An 18,486-nucleotide genomic window follows, 5' to 3' on the forward strand; every position below is an offset into this window, starting at 1 on the left:
CGACCGAACAGGAGCACCCCATGAAGGCAGTATTCAACGGCACGACGATCGCCGAAGCCCCACAGTCCGAACTCGTCAAGATCGAGGGCAACTGGTACTTCCCGCCGGCAAGCGTCAAGCCCGGGTTCCTCGTGGAAAGCGCGACCCCGTACACCTGCCCGTGGAAGGGCGAATGCCAGTACTACAGCCTCAAGGACGGCGACACCCTCCTTCAGGACCGCGCCTGGAGCTACCCGACTCCGTACCCCGCGTCGTTCGACCGGGTCGGCCAGGACTACAGCGGCTACGTCGCCTTCTGGAAGGAAATCTCCGTCACCGAGTAGGTCACACGCGCGCCCGCACGAGGTACCCGACCGAGCGCACTGCGATGCTGCCGACCACGAGGGTCACGGTGGCGAGGATGCCGGTTCCGGCAACCGCGGACACCCAGGCCCCCGACGCCCACAGGCTCACGAACGCACCGGTCCCGGCACCCGGCGCTGCGGCACCGCCGATCCAGTGCAGGGCGTAGGTCCCGCTCGCCGCGGCCGTGAACGTGAACGCCCAGAAGCCGAGGTCGAACCCGAGCCGCCAGTAGGCGGCGAGCATCATCACCTGCACGAGGATCAGCAGCACGAACGTCCCGAGAAGGACGGTCTCGAGCGTGTCGAGCCGGCCGCCGTTGGAGGCGAACCAGGCGTTCCCCGCGACCGCGGGCGGGGCGGAGAAGATTGCGAACGTCGGCAACAGGCGGGCAGGAAGGGCGGGACCGAATGCCATCCTGCCGAGGATGAGCGCACCCAGCAGCATCCAGAACAGCAGCCCGACGCCGATGCACGCGACGCTCAGCGTCGTCCAGCCGAACGTTCCCGCCGACTGGCCCGCGATGAAGGCTGCGGCGACGGTCGGAAGAAAATACCCGGCATGGAGCGTGTCGATGTCGCGCATCCGGAGAGCCAGTTGTGCGACCGACCACGCCCCGAACACGAGCGCCGCGACCATGAATACGACGACGACACCCTGCACCAGCCAGACCTGGAGCCCGGCGGGCGATCCCGGCAGCGCCCCGGCAAACGGATGCCCGGCACCGGAACCCGCGGACAGGGACACGGCGACATGGGTGCCCAGCAGCATCCCGGTCGTGGGCGCGAGCGCGGCGAACGGTGCCTGGACCGGGTCGGCGAGGTCACCCCGGATCGTCCCCCCGGCGTTCCGGCTGCGCACGAGGTAATTGGCGAAGACCAGAACCCAGGCGACGAGCGCGAACAGCCACAGCGCCTCAACGATCCCAGCGGGCGTGCCGAGCACTCCCGCTGCCATCGTCCAGGTGCCGGCAAGGCCGGACAATCCGAAGGGGATACCGAAGCTCGTGAGCGGGGCCCGACCGGTCCGCAGGACTCTGCGGAACGCACGAGGGGATGCCGGCATGCGCGTTCCCCTCGGGCCGCTCTTGAACGGACAGGTGTCCTCTCAATAGGGTACCGGAGGCGGGACGACCCGCATATTCCCGCTGAGTACGGACACGCCCTTGTTCGGGGGGACAATTGGGTGACAGGATTTGCGATCGCGCGTAGCAAAAGTAACGGAACCGACACACATGGTGAAGCTCAGCGGCGGCGGCATGTACAGGAGGCGCACGGCAGAATCCGTGATCGACAAGCTCCTCCGCCAGCACGCCGGAACGCCGGCGCGCTCCCCGTGGCATCGGTTCCGCGGACGCTCCCCGCTCGGCAAGCGCTGCGAGGGCTGGTACCTGGCCGCGCTCGGCGAGATCGCGGTCGGGAAGGCCCTCGAGGCGCTCAGCTCCGACTGGACGGTCTTCCACGCGCTCCCGATCGGGCTCGAGGGCTGGGACATCGACCACCTGATCGTCGGCCCCGGCGGCGTCATCACGATCAACGCGAAACAGCACCGCGCGGCCCGCATCCTCGTCGACAAGGCCCTCCTGACCGTCAACGGGCGCACCGTGCCCTACCTCCGCCACGCCGAGTTCGAGGCGAACCACGTCACCGATCTGATGAGCGACCGCCACGCCCAGACCGCACCGGTGCGGCCGACCGTGGTCTTCGTCGGCGCCCGCGAGGTCAATGTCAGGGCCCGCCCGCCGTTCGTTACGGTGCTCGGCGTCGACGAGCTCGTCGGCTGGCTCCAGGCGCTCCCCGTCGTCCTCACCCAGAACGAGTGCGGTCGGTTCACCGACCTGTTCGACAACCCGGCGATGTGGGCGAACGTGCCCGTCGAGACCGGAGATGACCTGATCGAACGCTTCCAGACCCTCGACGCCGAGGTCCGTTCGGCGACGCGCCAGCGCCACGTCTACCTCCCGATCGCGATCTTCCTCGGCGGCGGCGCCGGCTTCTTCGGCATCATCGGTCTCGTGTCCGAGGCCATGGGCCTCTCCGGCTGACTTTCCGGCGGAGGTCCCGACTGAGATCCCGGCGTGCGCGCCGGTCGGCGGATGCCGCGGGCCGCGCCGCCCTGCCGCCCTCGGCTACCCGATGCTGTCGGTGTCTGCCGGGATCGCCGGCAGGCCGAGCAGCACCCGCAGCTGGGCGTCGGTGAGCGCAGCCCAGGGCGAGGCGTCCGGATTCTCGGCGGCGGCATCCGGGCTGTCGCCCTGCGTCCACCATTTCGCCTCGAAGGCGCCGGTCTCGAAGAGCACCCGCTGGCCCTTGGTGTAGATCGTGGTGCCGGACCATTCGGGGTAGCTGCCCGCGGGGAGGGTCAGCGTCGGCACCGGTGTCTCGCCGGCGAGCACCGGCCCGATCAGCCGCCACGGCGTCTCGGACGCCTGCAGCACCGGGTTGTCCGGCAGGTCGCCCTGGGTCCAGTACTTCGCCGAGTACACGTTGTGGTGCCACACGACCCGGGTGCCCTTCGGGTATGCGATCGTGACCGACCAGATCCGGTACGGGCTCGTCGCGGGATCGTCCGTGGCCGCCGCGGTGTCCGTCGCCACGGCGGTGGGCTGCGCGGTCGAGCTGTCGCCGGCGCTTGCGGCCGGGCTTCCGGTGAACGACGCACCGAGCACATCCGCGAACAACACGGAACCCTGCTCGACGCCGCTGCACGAGTCGGAGACCTGCTTCACGTCCGGGTAGTTCGCCCCGCAGCTCGCGTCACGGTTCAGTGACCACATCGACATGCGGCCGACACCGTTCGCGATCGCGAAGTCGTTGAGCGCAACACCGTCGGCGAGGGTGAAGATCTCGCCGGGCACGTCGTTCTGCCCGATCATCGCGGTCGCACCGAGCTTGTTCCAGAGCGCCTTTGACCCGAGCGGCTGGCCCACCCGGCGGTAGAGCGTGGACAGTTGGCCGTGGGCGGACTGCAGGGCATTCGTCGCGGCATCCGCCATCGACTGCCCGGCGGCGCGCGACGCGCCGAAGTCCATGGTCATCAGGTTCACCCCGCTGAGGTTGACGCCCTCCGTCAGCAGCTGGGTGACCGCGTTCGTGCCGTCCTCGGTGAGGCCGGTCGGGGTCGTCGGCAGGGTGAGCCAAATCGCGAGCGGGGCGGCGGATGCCGCGGCGGCCTTCTGCAGGGCGGCGAGCGCCACGCCGCGGCGCGCCCCGGCGTCCACGTCCGTGAGGTTCGCGCCCTCGAGGTCCAGGTCGATGGTGCTCGGCTTGTAGCGCTCGATCACCGAGGCATAGGCGGCCTGGAGTTTCTCAGGGTCGGTGCAGGCGACGGCGAGCTCCTGGTTGATCGCGCCGCCGAACGACACGATCACCTCGCCGCCCTGCTGGGTGCGGCGCGCCACGCGCCGGTCGAGGTCGAGGTCGCTCTCCGCTGCCGCCATCGTGTAGAACGTGCCCCAGGTCGGCGTGCAGGCGTCGGTCGGGTCGGCCACGATGAAGGACAGCACGACGTTGTCGCCGGCGATGGAGACGGGGTTCTCGAAGGCCAGGCTCGGGGTGGCGGTCACGTCGACGTACCCCGCCATCCACGGCTTCGCGCTCACGGATGCGGCGTCGGCGATCTGGTTCCAGCCCTGGAAGCCGGCGAAAACCAGGCAGGCGGCGACTGCGAAGACACCGATCAGCCGGATGATCGACAGACGTCGACCGGGAAAACGTGTGGACATGCGGCTCCTCGCCCTCACGTGGATTATTGCAGTGATCGTGTACACAATCCGCCCCTAGACTGTGGGGACCGTGACTCCGAGGTCGATGAACCGGGTGCGCGCGCGGGGACGAACCGGATCTTTTTGCGGTTCCTGCTCGTCTCAGGATAGGAAACAGGCACGTGGCGACACCGAAATCAACAGCGCAGCGGGATACCCGAGCGTCGGAAACGTCGGCGCCGTCGGTCGCGGCTGCATCCGCTGGGGAAGCGACGGAGACCCAGCGGGCGCGTCGCAGGCAGTGGGGAGCGGAGCGACGCAGCGAACCGCTGTCGATCGTGCACCCGCGGCCGACCACCCGCGCGATCCTCTGGGCACGCGTCGCCATCATCGCGACGATCGTCTTCTGGGCCTATTACCTGCTCACGACGATCGTGCGCCTCTTCGTCGACACCCCGCGCCCCGACTTCACGTTCACCATGGAGGCGATCGGCTACGCGATCGTGGTCACCTTCCTGACCTTCTCCGCCCTGATGTATCTCGTCGCCCGCCTCGGTTCGATGTACCGCTACCAGAGCCACGTCCGGGTGCCCCGAGGCGAGCTCGACCGGCACTTCGGCAACTACCGACACGGGATCACCGTGCTGGTGCCCTCGTACGCCGAGGAGACGCACGTCGTGCGCGCGACGCTGTGGTCGGCGGCGCTCCAGGAGTTCCCCGAGCTGCGGATCGTCCTGCTCCTCGACGACGCGCCGTTCCCGACCGACCCGGAGACGCTCCGCGTGCTCGAAGCGACCCGGGCGCTCGCCGGGGAGATCGGCGAACTGCTCGCGGTACCCGCCGGACGGTTCCAGCGGAGCGTGGAACGCCGGCTCGACCGGTTCGTGGGCGACCCCGTTGTCACGGCGGCGGATGTCCGCGACCTCGCCTCCGACTACGCCGCCGCCGCGGACTGGCTCGAAAAGATGGCCGAGCAGGAGGAGGTCCACGACCACGTGGACGAGTTCTTCGTGGACCAGGTCATCATGGGCCTGGCCAGGGAACTGCGGCTGAGCCTGCTCGCGCTCGAGGCTGCGGCCGAGGGCGCCGACTTCCCCGACGCGGACCAGATCGTGACGCTGTCGTTGCGCCTGGCCCGGATCTTCACCGTGCGGCTCGACTACTTCGAACGCAAGAAGTACGCCTCCCTCTCGCACGAGGCGAACAAGGCCATGAACCTCAACTCCTACATCGGCCTGATGGGCACGTCGTGGGTGACCGGCCACACCGCGGAAGGCACCGTGCTGCGCGCCGCCGTCGGTGACGCTGTCGGCGACTTCACCGTGCCGGACACCGAGTACCTGCTCACCCTCGACGCGGACTCGCTGCTGCTGCGGGATTACTGCGTACGGCTCGTCTACCTGCTCGAGGAGCCTGAGAACGCGCGGGTGGCCGTCACGCAGACGCCGTACTCCTCGTTCCACGGCGCTCCGACCCGCATCGAACGGGTGGCCGGCGCGTCGACCGACCTGCAGCACATGCTGCACCAGGGCATGACGTACTACAACGCGACTTTCTGGGTCGGCGCGAACGCCGTCATCCGCAAGAAGGCCATCGAGGACATCGTCGAGGTCGAGGAGGTCGGCGGGTTCGAGATCCGCACCTACATCCAGGACCGCACCGTGATCGAGGACACAGAGTCGAGCATCGACCTCGGCAGCCACGGCTGGACCCTCGTCAACTACCCCGAACGCCTGAGCTACAGCGCTACCCCGCCCGACTTCGGCTCGCTCATCGTGCAGCGCCGGCGGTGGGCCAACGGCGGCCTGCTCATCCTGCCGAAATTCTGGGACCAGCTCCGGGAGCGCCGCTTCCGCCGCGAGCGGGTGCGCTGGAGCGAGGTCTTCCTCCGCACCAACTACATGGCCTCGATCGCCTGGTCGAGTTTCGGGCTCGTGTTCCTGCTCGCCTTTCCCTACGACAGCCGGCTGCTCAGCCCCTTCGTCTTCCTCGCCGCCCTGCCGTACTTCCTGGCGATGGGCAGCGACTTGCGCGAGGCCGGTCACCGCTTCAGCGACGTGTTCCGGATCTACGGCTTCAACCTCGTGCTGCTCCCGGTCAACCTCGCCGGGGTGCTCAAGTCCTTCCAGCAGATGCTGTCCGGTGAGAAGATCCCGTTCGTGCGCACCCCGAAGGTGCTCAACCGTACGGCGGCGCCGGCGCTCTACGTGATCGTCCCCTACCTGATCGTGGCGTTCTCCCTGCTGACGCTGTACCGGGACATCAATCACCAGAACGTCGGCAACGCCATCTTCGCCGCGTTCAACGCCGTGGCGACCGGCGCGGCGATCCTGATGTACATCGGCCTGTGGAACTCCGTCGTCGACGTGTGGCTGGGCCTGCTCAACTTCCTCTACGTCGACGTGAAGAAGCCGAAACGGCCGGCAGCGTCCCTGATCGACCCGAGCGCTCCGGTCGACTGGCAGGGCATCCTCTATCACGGCGACCGGCGGCTCAACCGGGACAGCCGCACCTCCCGGGACCGACGCCACCGGATCGGCGTGCGCTAGGCATCCGTCGCCCGTCGCTCTGGTGCGGGGACGCTAGTCGCCGGCGGATGCCGCGGCGCGGCGTCGTGCGGCTGCCGTGATCTCCCGGCTCGTCCAGTCGATGAGATGATCGCGGTTGAATCCCCGGCCGCACAGGCCGCAGGCGAGGGCGCGCGTCGGTTTCCGGTAGCGGTAGTGGATGTGCCCGGACGGGCAGGTGCCCACCCACGGGGCGAGCTCGTTGGCGATCTCGCCGTCGTGCGTGCGCTTGCCGTCGTAGCCGAGGTCGCGGGCGATCGCCTTCCACTTCGGGCCGTGGCCGGCGCGCGGGCCGGCGAGCGCGTGCCCGACCTCGTGCAGCAGGATCTGGTGCACCTCGTCGTCCTCGTAGCGGGAGGCGAGGTAGCGCGAGACCGTGATGCGTTTGGCCGTGAAGTTGCAGAGCCCGGCGCGCTTCTTGGCATTGTCGAACGCGAAGGTCCAGCCGGCGTCGAGGTGCAGGTCGATGAGCGCCTCGGCCCAGCGTCGCACGCGAGTGAGGTCGGCCATCAGCGCGTCACCGCGACCTCGGCCGGCAGAGTCGCGCCCGGCGTCAGCTGAATGCCCGGCGCCAGCTGAATGCCCAGGGCCAGGGGCCTGGTCTGCTCCACGCGAACCGAGTAGAGCTTGTCGTCGCCTGCGGCTCGGGTACCGCGGCCATCCGTGTTGTTCGTCACAAACCACAGTGTCCCATCCGGGCCCGACACCACGTCGCGCAGCCGGCCGAAGGTGTTGACAAACCACGCGGTCGCCATGCCTGTTGAGGAGTCGACCCGCCAGAGTCGCTCGCCGCGCAGGGCCGCGAGGAAGACGGTGTCCCCGATGATCGCGAGGCCGCTCGGACTGGCCTCCGACGTGGGCCACTGCACGACGGGGTCGGTGTACCGCGAGTCGTGCTCGACGCCCTCGGCGTCCGGCCAGCCGTAGTCCGCGCCCGGCGTGATCAGGTTGAGCTCGTCCCAGGTCGACTGCCCGAACTCGCTCGCCCACAGCCGGCCGCGGGAATCCCAGGCGATGCCCTGCGGATTCCGGTGCCCATAGGAATAGACGAGTGTCCCGAACGGATTGTCCGGCGGCACAGTACCCGTCGGCGTCATCCGCAGGATCTTCCCGCCGAGCGACCCGAGATCCTGCGCGCTCGCGGTGTTCCCGGCGTCGCCGGTCGTCGCGTAGAGCATGCCGTCAGGCCCGAAGCGGATGCGGCCGCCATCGTGATTGCCCGCCTGCGGGATTCCCGAGAGCACCGGTTCGGGGCTCCCGAGCGTGAGGCTTCCCACGGTGCCGGTGAGGTTCATCCGCACGATCTGGTTCGAGCTGGCGCCGGTGAAATACGCGTACACCCAGCCCCCGGGGCCGGGGCCCGTCTCGCGTGCGGTCCCGGCGCTCGCCGCGGCGGGGTCGGCGAGGTAGGCGAGGCCGAGCAGACCGGCCTCGCCCCGAGCGACGACCCCGGGAACCGTTCCGGCGTCGCGGAGCCCGCCGGAGACCAGCTCGCGCACGCGCGCGGTGCCCCTCTCACTGATCAGGGTGCCGCCGCCGGGCAGCCGAAGGATCGACCACGGCGCCTCGAGGCCGGAGGCGAGGACGACGGGTTCCCCGACCGGCTGGACGGGTCCGGTGACCACGCCGGGGCCCGGTCCAGTCTCCGGGTCGCCCGGTTGGGTCCCCGGGTCAGGACTCGGCACACCGATCGCGCCCGGGGACGAGGGCGTGCCGGTTGCCGGATCGGTCAAGGTGGGCGCCGTCGATGCTCTCGTGCCGCCGGGAGCACCCGGCAGCCCGGACGTGCATGCCGCGAGCGCAAGGGTGACTGCCGAGAGCAGCATCAGCCGTCCGAATCCCCGGCTAGCGCGGCGCGCCGCACTGCGCCGATGTACCCGCGCCGGCCTGCACTCGTCCACTTCGTCCTCCCGACTCCTCCTGCACCCGCCCCTGGACACTGGGACCTGGGTCCTGCCGTTCCGGGCACCCGGGCACCCGGTGAGGTCTGCGGGGCCAGCCGCGCCCGTTCCTCCAGAATGCCCCCGCCCACCGACATTGACCACCGGGTTGCCGCAGCGCCCTCCGTGTGTTCCGCGCCCGCCGTCGCGCCCGTTTGCGCAGCCCGCGCCCGCAACGGCGGGCGCGGCCTGCGGAAACCGGCGCGGGCGTGGGTGCAGGCGGGCGCGGCCTGCGGAAACCGGCGCGGGCGTGGGTGCAGGCGGGCGCGGCCTGCGGAAACCGGCGCGGGCGTGGGTGCAGGCGGGCGCGGTCTGGCAGCTAGCGGGCCTGGCCCCGCTCGGCGATGAAGGATTCGACGACCGCGACGGCGAGCAGCGACCCTTCGAGGTGCTCGACGGATGCCCCGGCCTTCTCCCGCAGGAACACGGCGGCGGTGAGGTCCGCGAGAGCGCCCTCGAGGTCACCCTGCTCGAACAGGACCTTGCCGCGGTTCTCCCGTGCGAACGCGGCAACCGCGCTCCACTCGTGCGTCTCCGCCTCGAGAACGCAGTGGGTGAGTTCGCTCGCGGCCTCGTCGAGCTTGCCCTGGAACTGCATGACCTGGGCACGGCGGATGCGGCTGGCCGCGAGCTCCTCCCGGGAGCCGGTGAACCGGGCCTGGCGCAGGGCGGCGTTGGCCATGTCGAAGGCCTCGTCGAGACGTCCGATCAGGCGCAGCAGGGCGATCTTCTCGTTGAGCGCGGACAGGCTGCGCAACTCGCCGAGTTCGTCGAGGCGCTGCCCGGCGGCGAGCAGGTCGACTTTTTCACGGAGAGTGACGGCGTCGTAACCAATGATGATGGGCAGGGTGTAGTCCTGAGGCAAGGGCGGCCGGGTGTGCCGCGGACGATCGGGTTCCCTAACAGGATAACCCGCGAACCGCCCTCGTTCAGGGGTGCCGCGCGCCGAGTCTCAGTTCGAGAGCGGATGCCCGCTCCGCCCGCGAACGCGACGGGTCCCGTTCTCGCCCGGAGTCGCCGGTGCACCGGCGGTTCTCAGCACAAACGGGGCGCCTCAGCGTGCTTCGGGATCCCGGCCTCAGCCGGGCCGCGGACTGGTTCCGTCGTGCGCGGTTCAGCGGTCGAGCTGGAACACCGTGCGGCCGGGCAGCGGGGACGGCGTCGCCGTCGCATCCGTCGTCACGAGCGCGGTCGCCATGAACTGGCGAAGCTCCGCGCCCTCGACGACCTTCGCCGGGTGCGGGCCGCCGGCGAGCAGCCGCGGCACCCAGGTCAGGTCGACCGGGGTGAGTGTGGCCACGAGCACGATGTTGCCGAACCGGCGCCCCTTGAGCACCTGGGTCTCGGCAAGGCCGATCACGTGCGGGAACACCGCGGACAGCGTCGCGGCCTGGGCGCGGGCGAATGCGAGCCCCGGCCCGTCGGCGACGTTCACGACGAGCACCCCGCGCGGGCTCAGCAGCGGCCGGGCGAGCTCGTAGAACTCGCGGCTCGTCACGTGCTTCGGGGTGCGCGCGCCGGAGAAGATGTCGACGACGACGAGGTCGGTCGTGCCGTGCAGCCCCGCGGGCAGCTTGGCGAGCACCTCGCGCGCGTCGCCGTGCCGCACGCGCAGGTTGGCGCGCTTGTCCCAGGGCAGTTCGGCCCGCACGAAGTCGATCAGGTCGCTCTCGATCTCGACGACCTGCTGCCGCGAGCCGGGCCGCGTCGCCTCGACGTAGCGGGGGAGCGTGAGCGCGCCCGCGCCGAGGTGCACGGCCGTGATCGGTTCGCCCACCTCACCGAGCAGGTCGATGACGTGCCCGATCCGCTGGATGTACTCGAAGAACAGTTCGTCGGGGTGGTCGATGTTCACGTGCGACTGCGGGGTGCCGTCGACGACGAGCTCGAAGCTCCCCGGCACGAACCGGTCCGGCTGGATCTCCGCCACCATCCCGCTCAGCTTCAACGTGACCGACGGATGCTGCACTTCAGACCTGCTCATCTCCCCAGTCTCCCCCAAGCACCCCCACCACCACTCCGCGAGAGTACGAATTAGGCCCTTTCAGCGGCGTTGAAAGGGCCATTTCTCCGCTCTCGCGGGAGGTGGGCGGCGGGGTGGGGCCGGCGGATGCGGCGGGTTATACCTGAGAAAATGGTGAAGGTCAAGAATGCGCTAGACAATAGGGCAAACAGAGCCTATAGTTGATCTTTGCGCTCCCAGACAAATCTATGCCTTCATATTGCGGTCGGCTTTGCGTGCTCAAGCCACCTTGAGGCATACCTCGTATCAGTTCAGAGGGTCTGGGGAGCGTACTCGGAATTCATTACTAACAGTGACTAGACCTGACGGGGTCTACGGAGGTTATTTCCTTGGCTGCTGCGCGCAACGCAACCACCAACTCACCCAAGAACGGCCGCGCTGCAGGGCGTCTGTCGTTCGCAAAGATCACAGACAATCTGACGGTCCCGGACCTGCTCGCCTTGCAGACGGAGTCCTTCGATTGGCTTGTCGGAAACGACAAGTGGAAGAAGCGTGTCGAAGAAGGCCAGGCGCAAGGTCGCCAGGACCTCCCGACCCGCACCGGGCTCGACGAGATCTTCGAAGAGATCTCCCCGATCGAGGACCTCGGCGAAACGATGCAGCTGTCGTTCACGAACCCCGAGCTCGAGCCTGAGAAATACACCATTGACGAGTGCAAGGAAAAGGGCAAGACCTATTCCGCACCGCTCTATGTGAACGCTGAGTTCATGAACCACCTCACCGGTGAGATCAAGACCCAGACCGTGTTCATGGGTGACTTCCCGCTGATGACCCCCAAGGGCACCTTCGTGATCAACGGCACCGAGCGTGTCGTCGTTTCACAGCTCGTGCGCTCGCCCGGTGTGTACTTCAACCGTGAGCAGGAGAAGACTTCCGACAAGGACATCTACTCCGCCCGCGTCATCCCGAGCCGTGGAGCCTGGCTCGAATTCGAGATCGACAAGCGCGACCAGGTCGGCGTTCGCATCGACCGCAAGCGCAAGCAGTCCGTGACCGTGTTCCTCAAGGCACTCGGTCTCACGAGCGAGCAGATCCTCGAAGAGTTCAAGGGCTTCGCGTCCATCGAGCTCACCCTTGAGAAGGACAACATCCTCACCAAGGAAGAAGCCCTCAAGGACATCTACCGCAAGCTGCGCCCGGGAGAGCAGGTCGCCGCTGAGGCAGCCCGCGCGCTCCTCGACAACTTCTTCTTCAACTCCAAGCGTTACGACCTGGCCAAGGTTGGTCGTTACAAGATCAACCGCAAGCTCGGCATCGAAGCGCCGCTCAGCTCCTCCGTGCTCACGCTCGAGGACATCCTCGCCACGATCAAGTACCTGGTTGCCCTGCACGACAACCAGACCACGATCGCCGGAATCCGTGAGGGCGTCCCCACCGACATCCGCATCGACATCGACGACATCGACCACTTCGGTAACCGTCGTATCCGCGCCGTCGGCGAGCTCATCCAGAACCAGGTCCGCACCGGCCTGTCCCGCATGGAGCGCGTCGTCCGCGAGCGCATGACCACGCAGGACATCGAAGCGATCACCCCGCAGACCCTGATCAACGTGCGCCCCGTCGTCGCCGCGATCAAGGAGTTCTTCGGTACCTCGCAGCTGTCGCAGTTCATGGACCAGAACAACCCGCTCGCCGGCCTCACGCACAAGCGCCGCTTGTCCGCGCTCGGCCCGGGTGGACTCTCCCGTGACCGCGCCGGCGTCGAGGTGCGAGACGTTCACCCCTCGCACTACGGCCGCATGTGCCCGATTGAAACCCCGGAAGGCCCGAACATCGGCCTGATCGGTTCGCTCGCCTCGTTCGCGCGGATCAACGCCTTCGGATTCATCGAAACCCCGTACCGTCGTGTCGTCGACGGCGTCATCACGACGACCATCGACTACCTGACCGCGAGCGAAGAAGACGAGTTCATCGTCGCCCAGGCCAACGCGCCGCTGACCAAGGACGCCCGGTTCGCCGAGCCCCGGGTCCTCGCACGTAAGAAGGGTGGCGAGGTCGACCTCTTCCCCGCCGAAGACATCGGCTACATGGATGTCTCCCCGCGCCAGATGGTGTCCGTCGCGACCTCCCTCATCCCGTTCCTCGAGCACGACGATGCGAACCGCGCCCTCATGGGTGCGAACATGCAGCGCCAGGCCGTTCCTCTCCTCATGAGTGACAGCCCGCTCGTCGGTACCGGCATGGAGGTCTTCGCGGCCATCGACGCCGGCGACGTCATCACCGCCGAGAAGTCGGGTGTGGTGATGGAGGTTTCGGCCGACGTCGTCACCATCCAGCTCGACGAGGGTGGCACGCAGGACTACTACATGCGCAAGTTCGCGCGCTCCAACCAGGGCACGAGCTACAACAACCGCGTCATGGTCACCGCCGGTGAGCGGATCGAAGCCGGCGAGGTCATCGCCGACGGTCCCGCCACCGACAACGGAGAGCTCGCCCTCGGAAAGAACCTCCTCGTGGCATTCATGCCGTGGGAAGGCTACAACTACGAGGACGCGATCATCCTGAGCCAGAACCTGGTCAAGGACGACACCCTCTCCTCGATTCACATCGAGGAATACGAGGTCGACGCCCGCGACACCAAGCTCGGCAAGGAAGAGATCACCCGCGACCTGCCGAACGTCTCCCCGGACCTGCTTGCAGACCTGGACGAGCGTGGCATCATCCGCATCGGCGCCGAGGTCCGCCCCGGCGACATCCTGGTCGGAAAGGTCACGCCGAAGGGCGAGACCGAGCTTTCCGCCGAGGAACGCCTGCTGCGCGCCATCTTCAACGAGAAGAGCCGCGAAGTTCGCGACACCTCGCTCAAGGTGCCCCACGGTGAGCGCGGAACGATCATCGGCGTCAAGGTGTTCGACTCGCAGGATGGCGACGACGAGCTCGGCTCGGGCGTCAACCAGCGCGTTGCCGTCTTCATCGCCCAGAAGCGCAAGATCACCGAGGGTGACAAGCTCGCCGGCCGTCACGGCAACAAGGGTGTCATTTCCCGCATCCTGCCGATCGAGGACATGCCGTTCCTCGCCGACGGAACTCCGGTCGACATCATCCTCAACCCGCTCGGTATCCCGGGTCGCATGAACTTCGGCCAGGTGCTCGAAACGCACCTCGGCTGGATCGCGAAGCAGGGCTGGGACGTGGAAGGCAAGCCCAAGTGGGCCGCCAACCTCCCCGAGCAGGCTCACCACGCCGCACCGAACACCAAGGTCTCCACCCCGGTGTTCGACGGCGCGTTCGAGATCGAGATCGAGGGTCTCCTCGACTCGACGACGAAGACCCGCGACGGCGTGCGACTGATCGACTCCACCGGAAAGACGCAGCTGTTCGACGGCCGCTCCGGCGAGCCGTTCCCGAACCCGATCTCGGTCGGCTACATGTACATCCTGAAGCTGCACCACCTCGTCGACGACAAGATCCACGCTCGTTCGACCGGTCCGTACTCCATGATCACGCAGCAGCCGCTGGGTGGTAAGGCGCAGTTCGGTGGACAGCGATTCGGTGAGATGGAAGTGTGGGCGCTCGAGGCATACGGTGCCGCGTACGCCCTGCAGGAGCTCCTGACCATCAAGAGCGATGACATCCTCGGCCGCGTCAAGGTCTACGAGGCCATCGTCAAGGGTGAGAACATCCAGGAGCCCGGTATCCCCGAGAGCTTCAAGGTCCTCATCAAGGAAATGCAGTCGCTGTGCCTGAACGTCGAGGTGCTGTCCTCGGACGGAACCGCCGTCAGCCTGCGCGACACGGATGACGAGGTGTTCCGCGCTGCGGAAGAGCTCGGCATCAACATTTCCACCCGCTTCGAATCATCCTCGATCGACGACATCTAGGGCCGGGCAGAATGACGAATACTCCGAACACTCTTCAAGGAGAGAAATTGCTCGACGTAACCACGTTTGACGAGCTTCGAATTGGCCTGGCGACCGCAGACGACATCCGTCGCTGGTCGCACGGTGAGGTCAAGAAGCCCGAAACCATCAACTACCGCACGCTCAAGCCGGAAAAAGACGGCCTGTTCGGCGAGCAGATCTTCGGCCCGTCCCGGGACTGGGAATGCTCATGCGGTAAGTACAAGCGAGTTCGCTTCAAAGGCATCGTCTGCGAGCGTTGTGGCGTAGAGGTCACCAAGTCGTCGGTGCGTCGTGAGCGGATGGGCCACATCGAGCTCGCCGCCCCCGTCACCCACATCTGGTACTTCAAGGGAGTCCCCTCCCGTCTCGGCTACCTGCTGGACATGGCACCGAAGGACCTCGAAAAGGTCATCTACTTCGCTGCGTACATGGTCATCACGGTCGACGAAGACGGCCGTCACCAGGACATGCCGGGCCTTGAGAACGAGCTCCGCCTCGAGATCAAGACCCTCGAAGGCCAGCGTGATTCCCGGATCGCCGACCGTCTCGTGCGCCTCGAAACCGACCTCGCAGCACTCGAGGCCGAGGGCGCCAAGAGCGACCAGAAGAAGCGCACCAAGGACGCCGCCGAGAAGGAAATGGGGCAGGTCCGCAAGTCCCTCGACGAGCAGATCGCGCACCTCGAGCGCGTGTGGGAAGACTTCCGCACCCTCAAGGTCGGCGACCTCAAGCCCGAGGACAGCGTCTTCCACGAGCTCCAGGACCGTTTCGGCATGTACTTCGAGGCCTACATGGGCGCCGAAGCCATCAAGAAGCGCCTGCTGGCCTTCGACCTGGTCACCGAGAGCGAAAACCTGCACCTGCAGATCGCCGAGGGCAAGGGTCAGAAGAAGATCCGCGCCATCAAGCGTCTCCGCGTGGTCAACGCCTTCATCATGACCGGCAACTCGCCGGCCGCGATGGTGCTCGACGTCGTCCCGGTCATCCCGCCCGAACTGCGCCCGATGGTGCAGCTCGACGGTGGCCGTTTCGCAACGAGCGACCTCAACGACCTCTACCGTCGTGTGATCAACCGCAACAACCGCCTGCGTCGTCTGCTTGACCTCGGTGCCCCCGAGATCATCGTGAACAACGAAAAGCGGATGCTGCAGGAAGCTGTCGACGCACTGTTCGACAACGGTCGTCGTGGCCGTCCCGTCACCGGTACCGGCAACCGCGCCCTCAAGTCCCTGAGCGACATGCTCAAGGGCAAGCAGGGTCGTTTCCGCCAGAACCTCCTCGGCAAGCGCGTCGACTACTCCGGCCGTTCGGTCATCGTCGTCGGCCCGCAGCTCAAGCTGCACCAGTGTGGTCTGCCCAAGCAGATGGCACTCGAGCTGTTCAAGCCGTTCGTGATCAAGCGCCTGATCGACCTGAGCCACGCTCAGAACATCAAGGCCGCCAAGCGCATGGTCGAACGTTCACGCCCGCAGGTCTGGGACGTGCTCGAGGAGATCATCCGCGAACGCCCCGTGCTGCTGAACCGTGCGCCCACCCTGCACCGCCTGGGCATCCAGGCCTTCGAGCCTCAGCTCGTCGAGGGTAAGGCCATCCAGCTGCACCCGCTCGTGTGTGCCGCGTTCAACGCCGACTTCGACGGTGACCAGATGGCTGTGCACCTGCCGCTGTCCATGGAGGCCCAGGCCGAAGCGCGCATCCTGATGCTCGCCTCGAACAACATCCTGAAGCCGTCCGACGGCCGCCCGGTGACCCTGCCCACCCAGGACATGATCATCGGTCTGCACCACCTCACGACGCTCAAGGAAGGCGTGATCGGCGAAGGCCGCTCGTTCTCCTCGATCGCCGAGGCGATCCTGGCCTTCGACCAGAAAAAGGGCGAAAACCAGGGCCTTGACCTCAACGCGAAGGTACGCATCCGTCTGACGGACAAGTACTTCGAAGAGGGCACCCAGCCGGAAGGCGTGGAACTCGTCAACGGCCAGGCAGTCGGAACCGTGCTGGTGAGCACCACGCTCGGCCGCGCGATCTTCAACGAGGCCATGCCGGTCGACTACCCGTACTTCGAAAAGGTGGCCGACAAGGGCAGCCTCTCGGCGATCGTCAACGACCTCGCCGAGCGGTACCCGAAGGTGGAAGTTGCCGCGACGCTTGACCGCGTCAAGGACGCCGGTTTCTACTGGGCCACCCGGTCCGGTGTGACCGTCGCGCTCAGCGACATCCTTACCCCGCCGGACAAGCCCGAGATCGTGGCTCGCTACGAGAAGCTCGCCGCCAAGGTGCAGTCGCAGTTCGAGAAGGGTCTCACGACCGACCTCGAGCGCCGCCAGGAGCTCATTCAGATCTGGACGAAGGCGACGGAAGACGTCGCCGAGGCTATGCAGAAGAACTTCCCGAAGGACAACACCATCAACCGCATGGTCACGTCCGGAGCTCGTGGTAACTGGCTGCAGGTGCGTAACATCGCCGGCATGCGAGGCCTCGTGAACAACCCGAAGGGTGAGATCATCCCTCGCCCGATCATCTCGAGCTACCGCGAAGGCCTGTCCGTCGCCGAGTACTTCATTGCTACTCACGGTGCTCGCAAGGGTCTGGCCGACACCGCTCTCCGTACCGCTGACTCGGGATACCTCACCCGTCGTCTCGTGGACGTCTCGCAGGATGTCATCATCCGCGAAGACAACTGTGGAACGACCAAGGGCCTCGAGTTGCCGATCGCGATCGTCGACCCGCTCGGCAACCTGGTTCGCCACCCCAACGTGGAGAACGCGGTCTACGCCCGCAGCCTGGCCGCAGCAGCGGTCAACGCAGCAGGCGAAGTTGTCGCCGAAGCCGGCGCCGACGTCGGAGACGTGCTGATCGAGAAGCTGGTCGAGGCCGGCATCGAGACCATCAAGGTGCGTTCCGTGCTGACGTGTGAGTCTGCCGTCGGTGTGTGTGCGGTCTGCTACGGCCGTTCGCTCGCGACCGGCCTGCTCGTGGACATCGGAGAGGCCGTCGGCATCATCGCCGCACAGTCGATCGGTGAGCCCGGCACGCAGCTGACCATGCGTACCTTCCACACCGGTGGTTCGGCATCCGCTGACGACATCACCCAGGGTCTGCCGCGCGTCCAGGAACTCTTCGAAGCACGTACCCCCAAGGGTGCGTCGCCCATCGTCGACACTGCCGGACGCATCACGATCGAGGACACCGACCGCAGCCGGAAGGTCATCCTGACCCCCGACAACGGCGACGAGCCGATCGCGTACCCGGTGCTCAAGCGCTCCACCCTCCTTGTGGAGGATGGCCAGCATGTCGAGCTCGGCACGCAGATCATCATCGGCGCCGTCGACCCGAAGGAAGTTCTTCGCGTCAAGGGTGTCCGCGCCGTGCAGAAGCACATCGTCGGTGGCGTCCAGGACGTCTACCGTTCGCAGGGTGTGCCGATCCACGACAAGCACATCGAGGTCATCGTTCGCCAGATGCTCCGCAAGGTCACCGTCGTCGAACACGGCGACACCGGCCTGCTCCCCGGCGAGCTCGTCGACCGGTTGAAGTACAACGAACTCAACCGTGCGGCACTCACCGAGGGCAAGAAGACGGCATCCGCTCGTCAGGAAGTCATGGGTATCACCAAGGCGTCCCTGGCGACAGAGTCCTGGCTGTCGGCCGCTTCCTTCCAGGAAACCACCCGGGTTCTCACCCAGGCGGCCATGGAAGGCAAGAGCGACCCGTTGATGGGCCTCAAGGAGAACGTCATCATCGGAAAGCTGATCCCGGCCGGAACCGGACTGCCCCGTTACCGCGACGTCACCGTCGAGGCAACGGAGGAGGCCAAGGCCGAGCGTTACCCGAACCGCATCTTCACCGATGATGCAGCGTTCAACGAGGGTGACCTGAGCTTCGTCGACTTCGACAGCTTCTCGTCCGACGACTTCACGCCCGGTACCTACAAGTAGCGTGTAGTTCTCACAAACGGATGCCCCCCTCACTTCGGTGAGGGGGGCATCCGTCGTTAAAGCGGTCCCGTTCCTGCCGCTGAGGTGTCGCCCCCGCTGCGCGGTTTTCCTGAGTTAGCCTCCGCAGGGCC

General features: G+C 66.9%; 11 protein-coding genes. 5 read left to right on the top strand and 6 right to left on the bottom strand.

Going from position 1 to position 18,486, the window contains the following annotated elements; all coding sequences use genetic code 11:
* Window positions 1-20: 20 nt before the first annotated feature.
* Window positions 21-323, top strand: coding sequence for a DUF427 domain-containing protein (locus tag MQH31_RS10170; RefSeq protein WP_243011935.1), 303 nt, complete (start codon window positions 21-23; stop codon window positions 321-323).
* A 1-nt stretch (window position 324) separates the two neighbouring features.
* On the opposite strand, the gene MQH31_RS10175 is transcribed toward MQH31_RS10170, so the two are convergent.
* Complete coding sequence (locus tag MQH31_RS10175; RefSeq protein ID WP_243011936.1) at window positions 325-1,407, bottom strand: SLAC1 family transporter; 1,083 nt, start codon at window positions 1,405-1,407, stop codon at window positions 325-327.
* Between the two features lie 169 nt (window positions 1,408-1,576).
* Here MQH31_RS10175 and MQH31_RS10180 point away from each other — a divergent pair, with 169 nt between their 5' ends.
* A complete protein-coding gene (locus tag MQH31_RS10180) occupies window positions 1,577-2,386 on the top strand; it encodes a nuclease-related domain-containing protein (protein ID WP_243011937.1) in 810 nt (269 codons plus the stop codon).
* An 84-nt stretch (window positions 2,387-2,470) separates the two neighbouring features.
* Here MQH31_RS10180 and MQH31_RS10185 read toward each other — a convergent pair whose 3' ends face one another.
* Window positions 2,471-4,066, bottom strand: coding sequence for a chitinase (locus MQH31_RS10185; protein ID WP_243011938.1), 1,596 nt, complete (start codon window positions 4,064-4,066; stop codon window positions 2,471-2,473).
* Between the two features lie 161 nt (window positions 4,067-4,227).
* On the opposite strand from MQH31_RS10185, the gene MQH31_RS10190 reads away from it, so the two are divergent.
* On the top strand, window positions 4,228-6,594 hold the full coding sequence (locus MQH31_RS10190; protein ID WP_372488143.1) for a glycosyltransferase family 2 protein: 2,367 nt from the start codon (window positions 4,228-4,230) through the stop codon (window positions 6,592-6,594).
* A gap of 33 nt (window positions 6,595-6,627) precedes the next feature.
* Here the strand turns inward: MQH31_RS10190 and MQH31_RS10195 are convergent, their stop codons facing one another.
* The 4 genes from MQH31_RS10195 to MQH31_RS10210 all read right to left on the bottom strand — a co-directional run bounded on the left by MQH31_RS10195 (window position 6,628) and on the right by MQH31_RS10210 (window position 10,536).
* On the bottom strand, window positions 6,628-7,122 hold the full coding sequence (locus MQH31_RS10195; RefSeq protein WP_134536640.1) for a SprT-like domain-containing protein: 495 nt from the start codon (window positions 7,120-7,122) through the stop codon (window positions 6,628-6,630).
* Complete coding sequence (locus tag MQH31_RS10200; RefSeq protein WP_243011939.1) at window positions 7,122-8,438, bottom strand: PQQ-dependent sugar dehydrogenase; 1,317 nt, start codon at window positions 8,436-8,438, stop codon at window positions 7,122-7,124. Before MQH31_RS10200 ends, MQH31_RS10195 begins: the two co-directional genes overlap by 1 nt.
* A gap of 433 nt (window positions 8,439-8,871) precedes the next feature.
* Window positions 8,872-9,417, bottom strand: a complete 546-nt coding sequence (locus MQH31_RS10205) for a hypothetical protein (protein WP_241976434.1) — start codon at window positions 9,415-9,417, stop codon at window positions 8,872-8,874.
* A gap of 249 nt (window positions 9,418-9,666) precedes the next feature.
* The gene (locus tag MQH31_RS10210; protein ID WP_243011940.1) at window positions 9,667-10,536 is read right to left on the bottom strand and encodes a spermidine synthase; all 870 of its coding nucleotides are present in this window, start codon (window positions 10,534-10,536) and stop codon (window positions 9,667-9,669) included.
* 368 nt (window positions 10,537-10,904) lie between these two features.
* Here MQH31_RS10210 and rpoB point away from each other — a divergent pair, with 368 nt between their 5' ends.
* Together rpoB and MQH31_RS10220 are read left to right on the top strand one after the other, a co-directional pair.
* Window positions 10,905-14,396 carry a DNA-directed RNA polymerase subunit beta gene (rpoB, locus tag MQH31_RS10215; RefSeq protein ID WP_134536646.1) on the top strand — a complete coding sequence of 1,164 codons (3,492 nt, stop codon included), beginning with the start codon at window positions 10,905-10,907 and terminating at the stop codon, window positions 14,394-14,396.
* A gap of 47 nt (window positions 14,397-14,443) precedes the next feature.
* On the top strand, window positions 14,444-18,355 hold the full coding sequence (locus MQH31_RS10220) for a DNA-directed RNA polymerase subunit beta' (protein ID WP_134536647.1): 3,912 nt from the start codon (window positions 14,444-14,446) through the stop codon (window positions 18,353-18,355).
* The last annotated feature ends 131 nt before the right edge of the window (window positions 18,356-18,486 follow it).

It is taken from the genome of Cryobacterium zhongshanensis (assembly GCF_022760445.1).
In the GTDB taxonomy this organism is placed as follows: Bacteria; Actinomycetota; Actinomycetes; order Actinomycetales; family Microbacteriaceae; genus Cryobacterium; species Cryobacterium algoricola.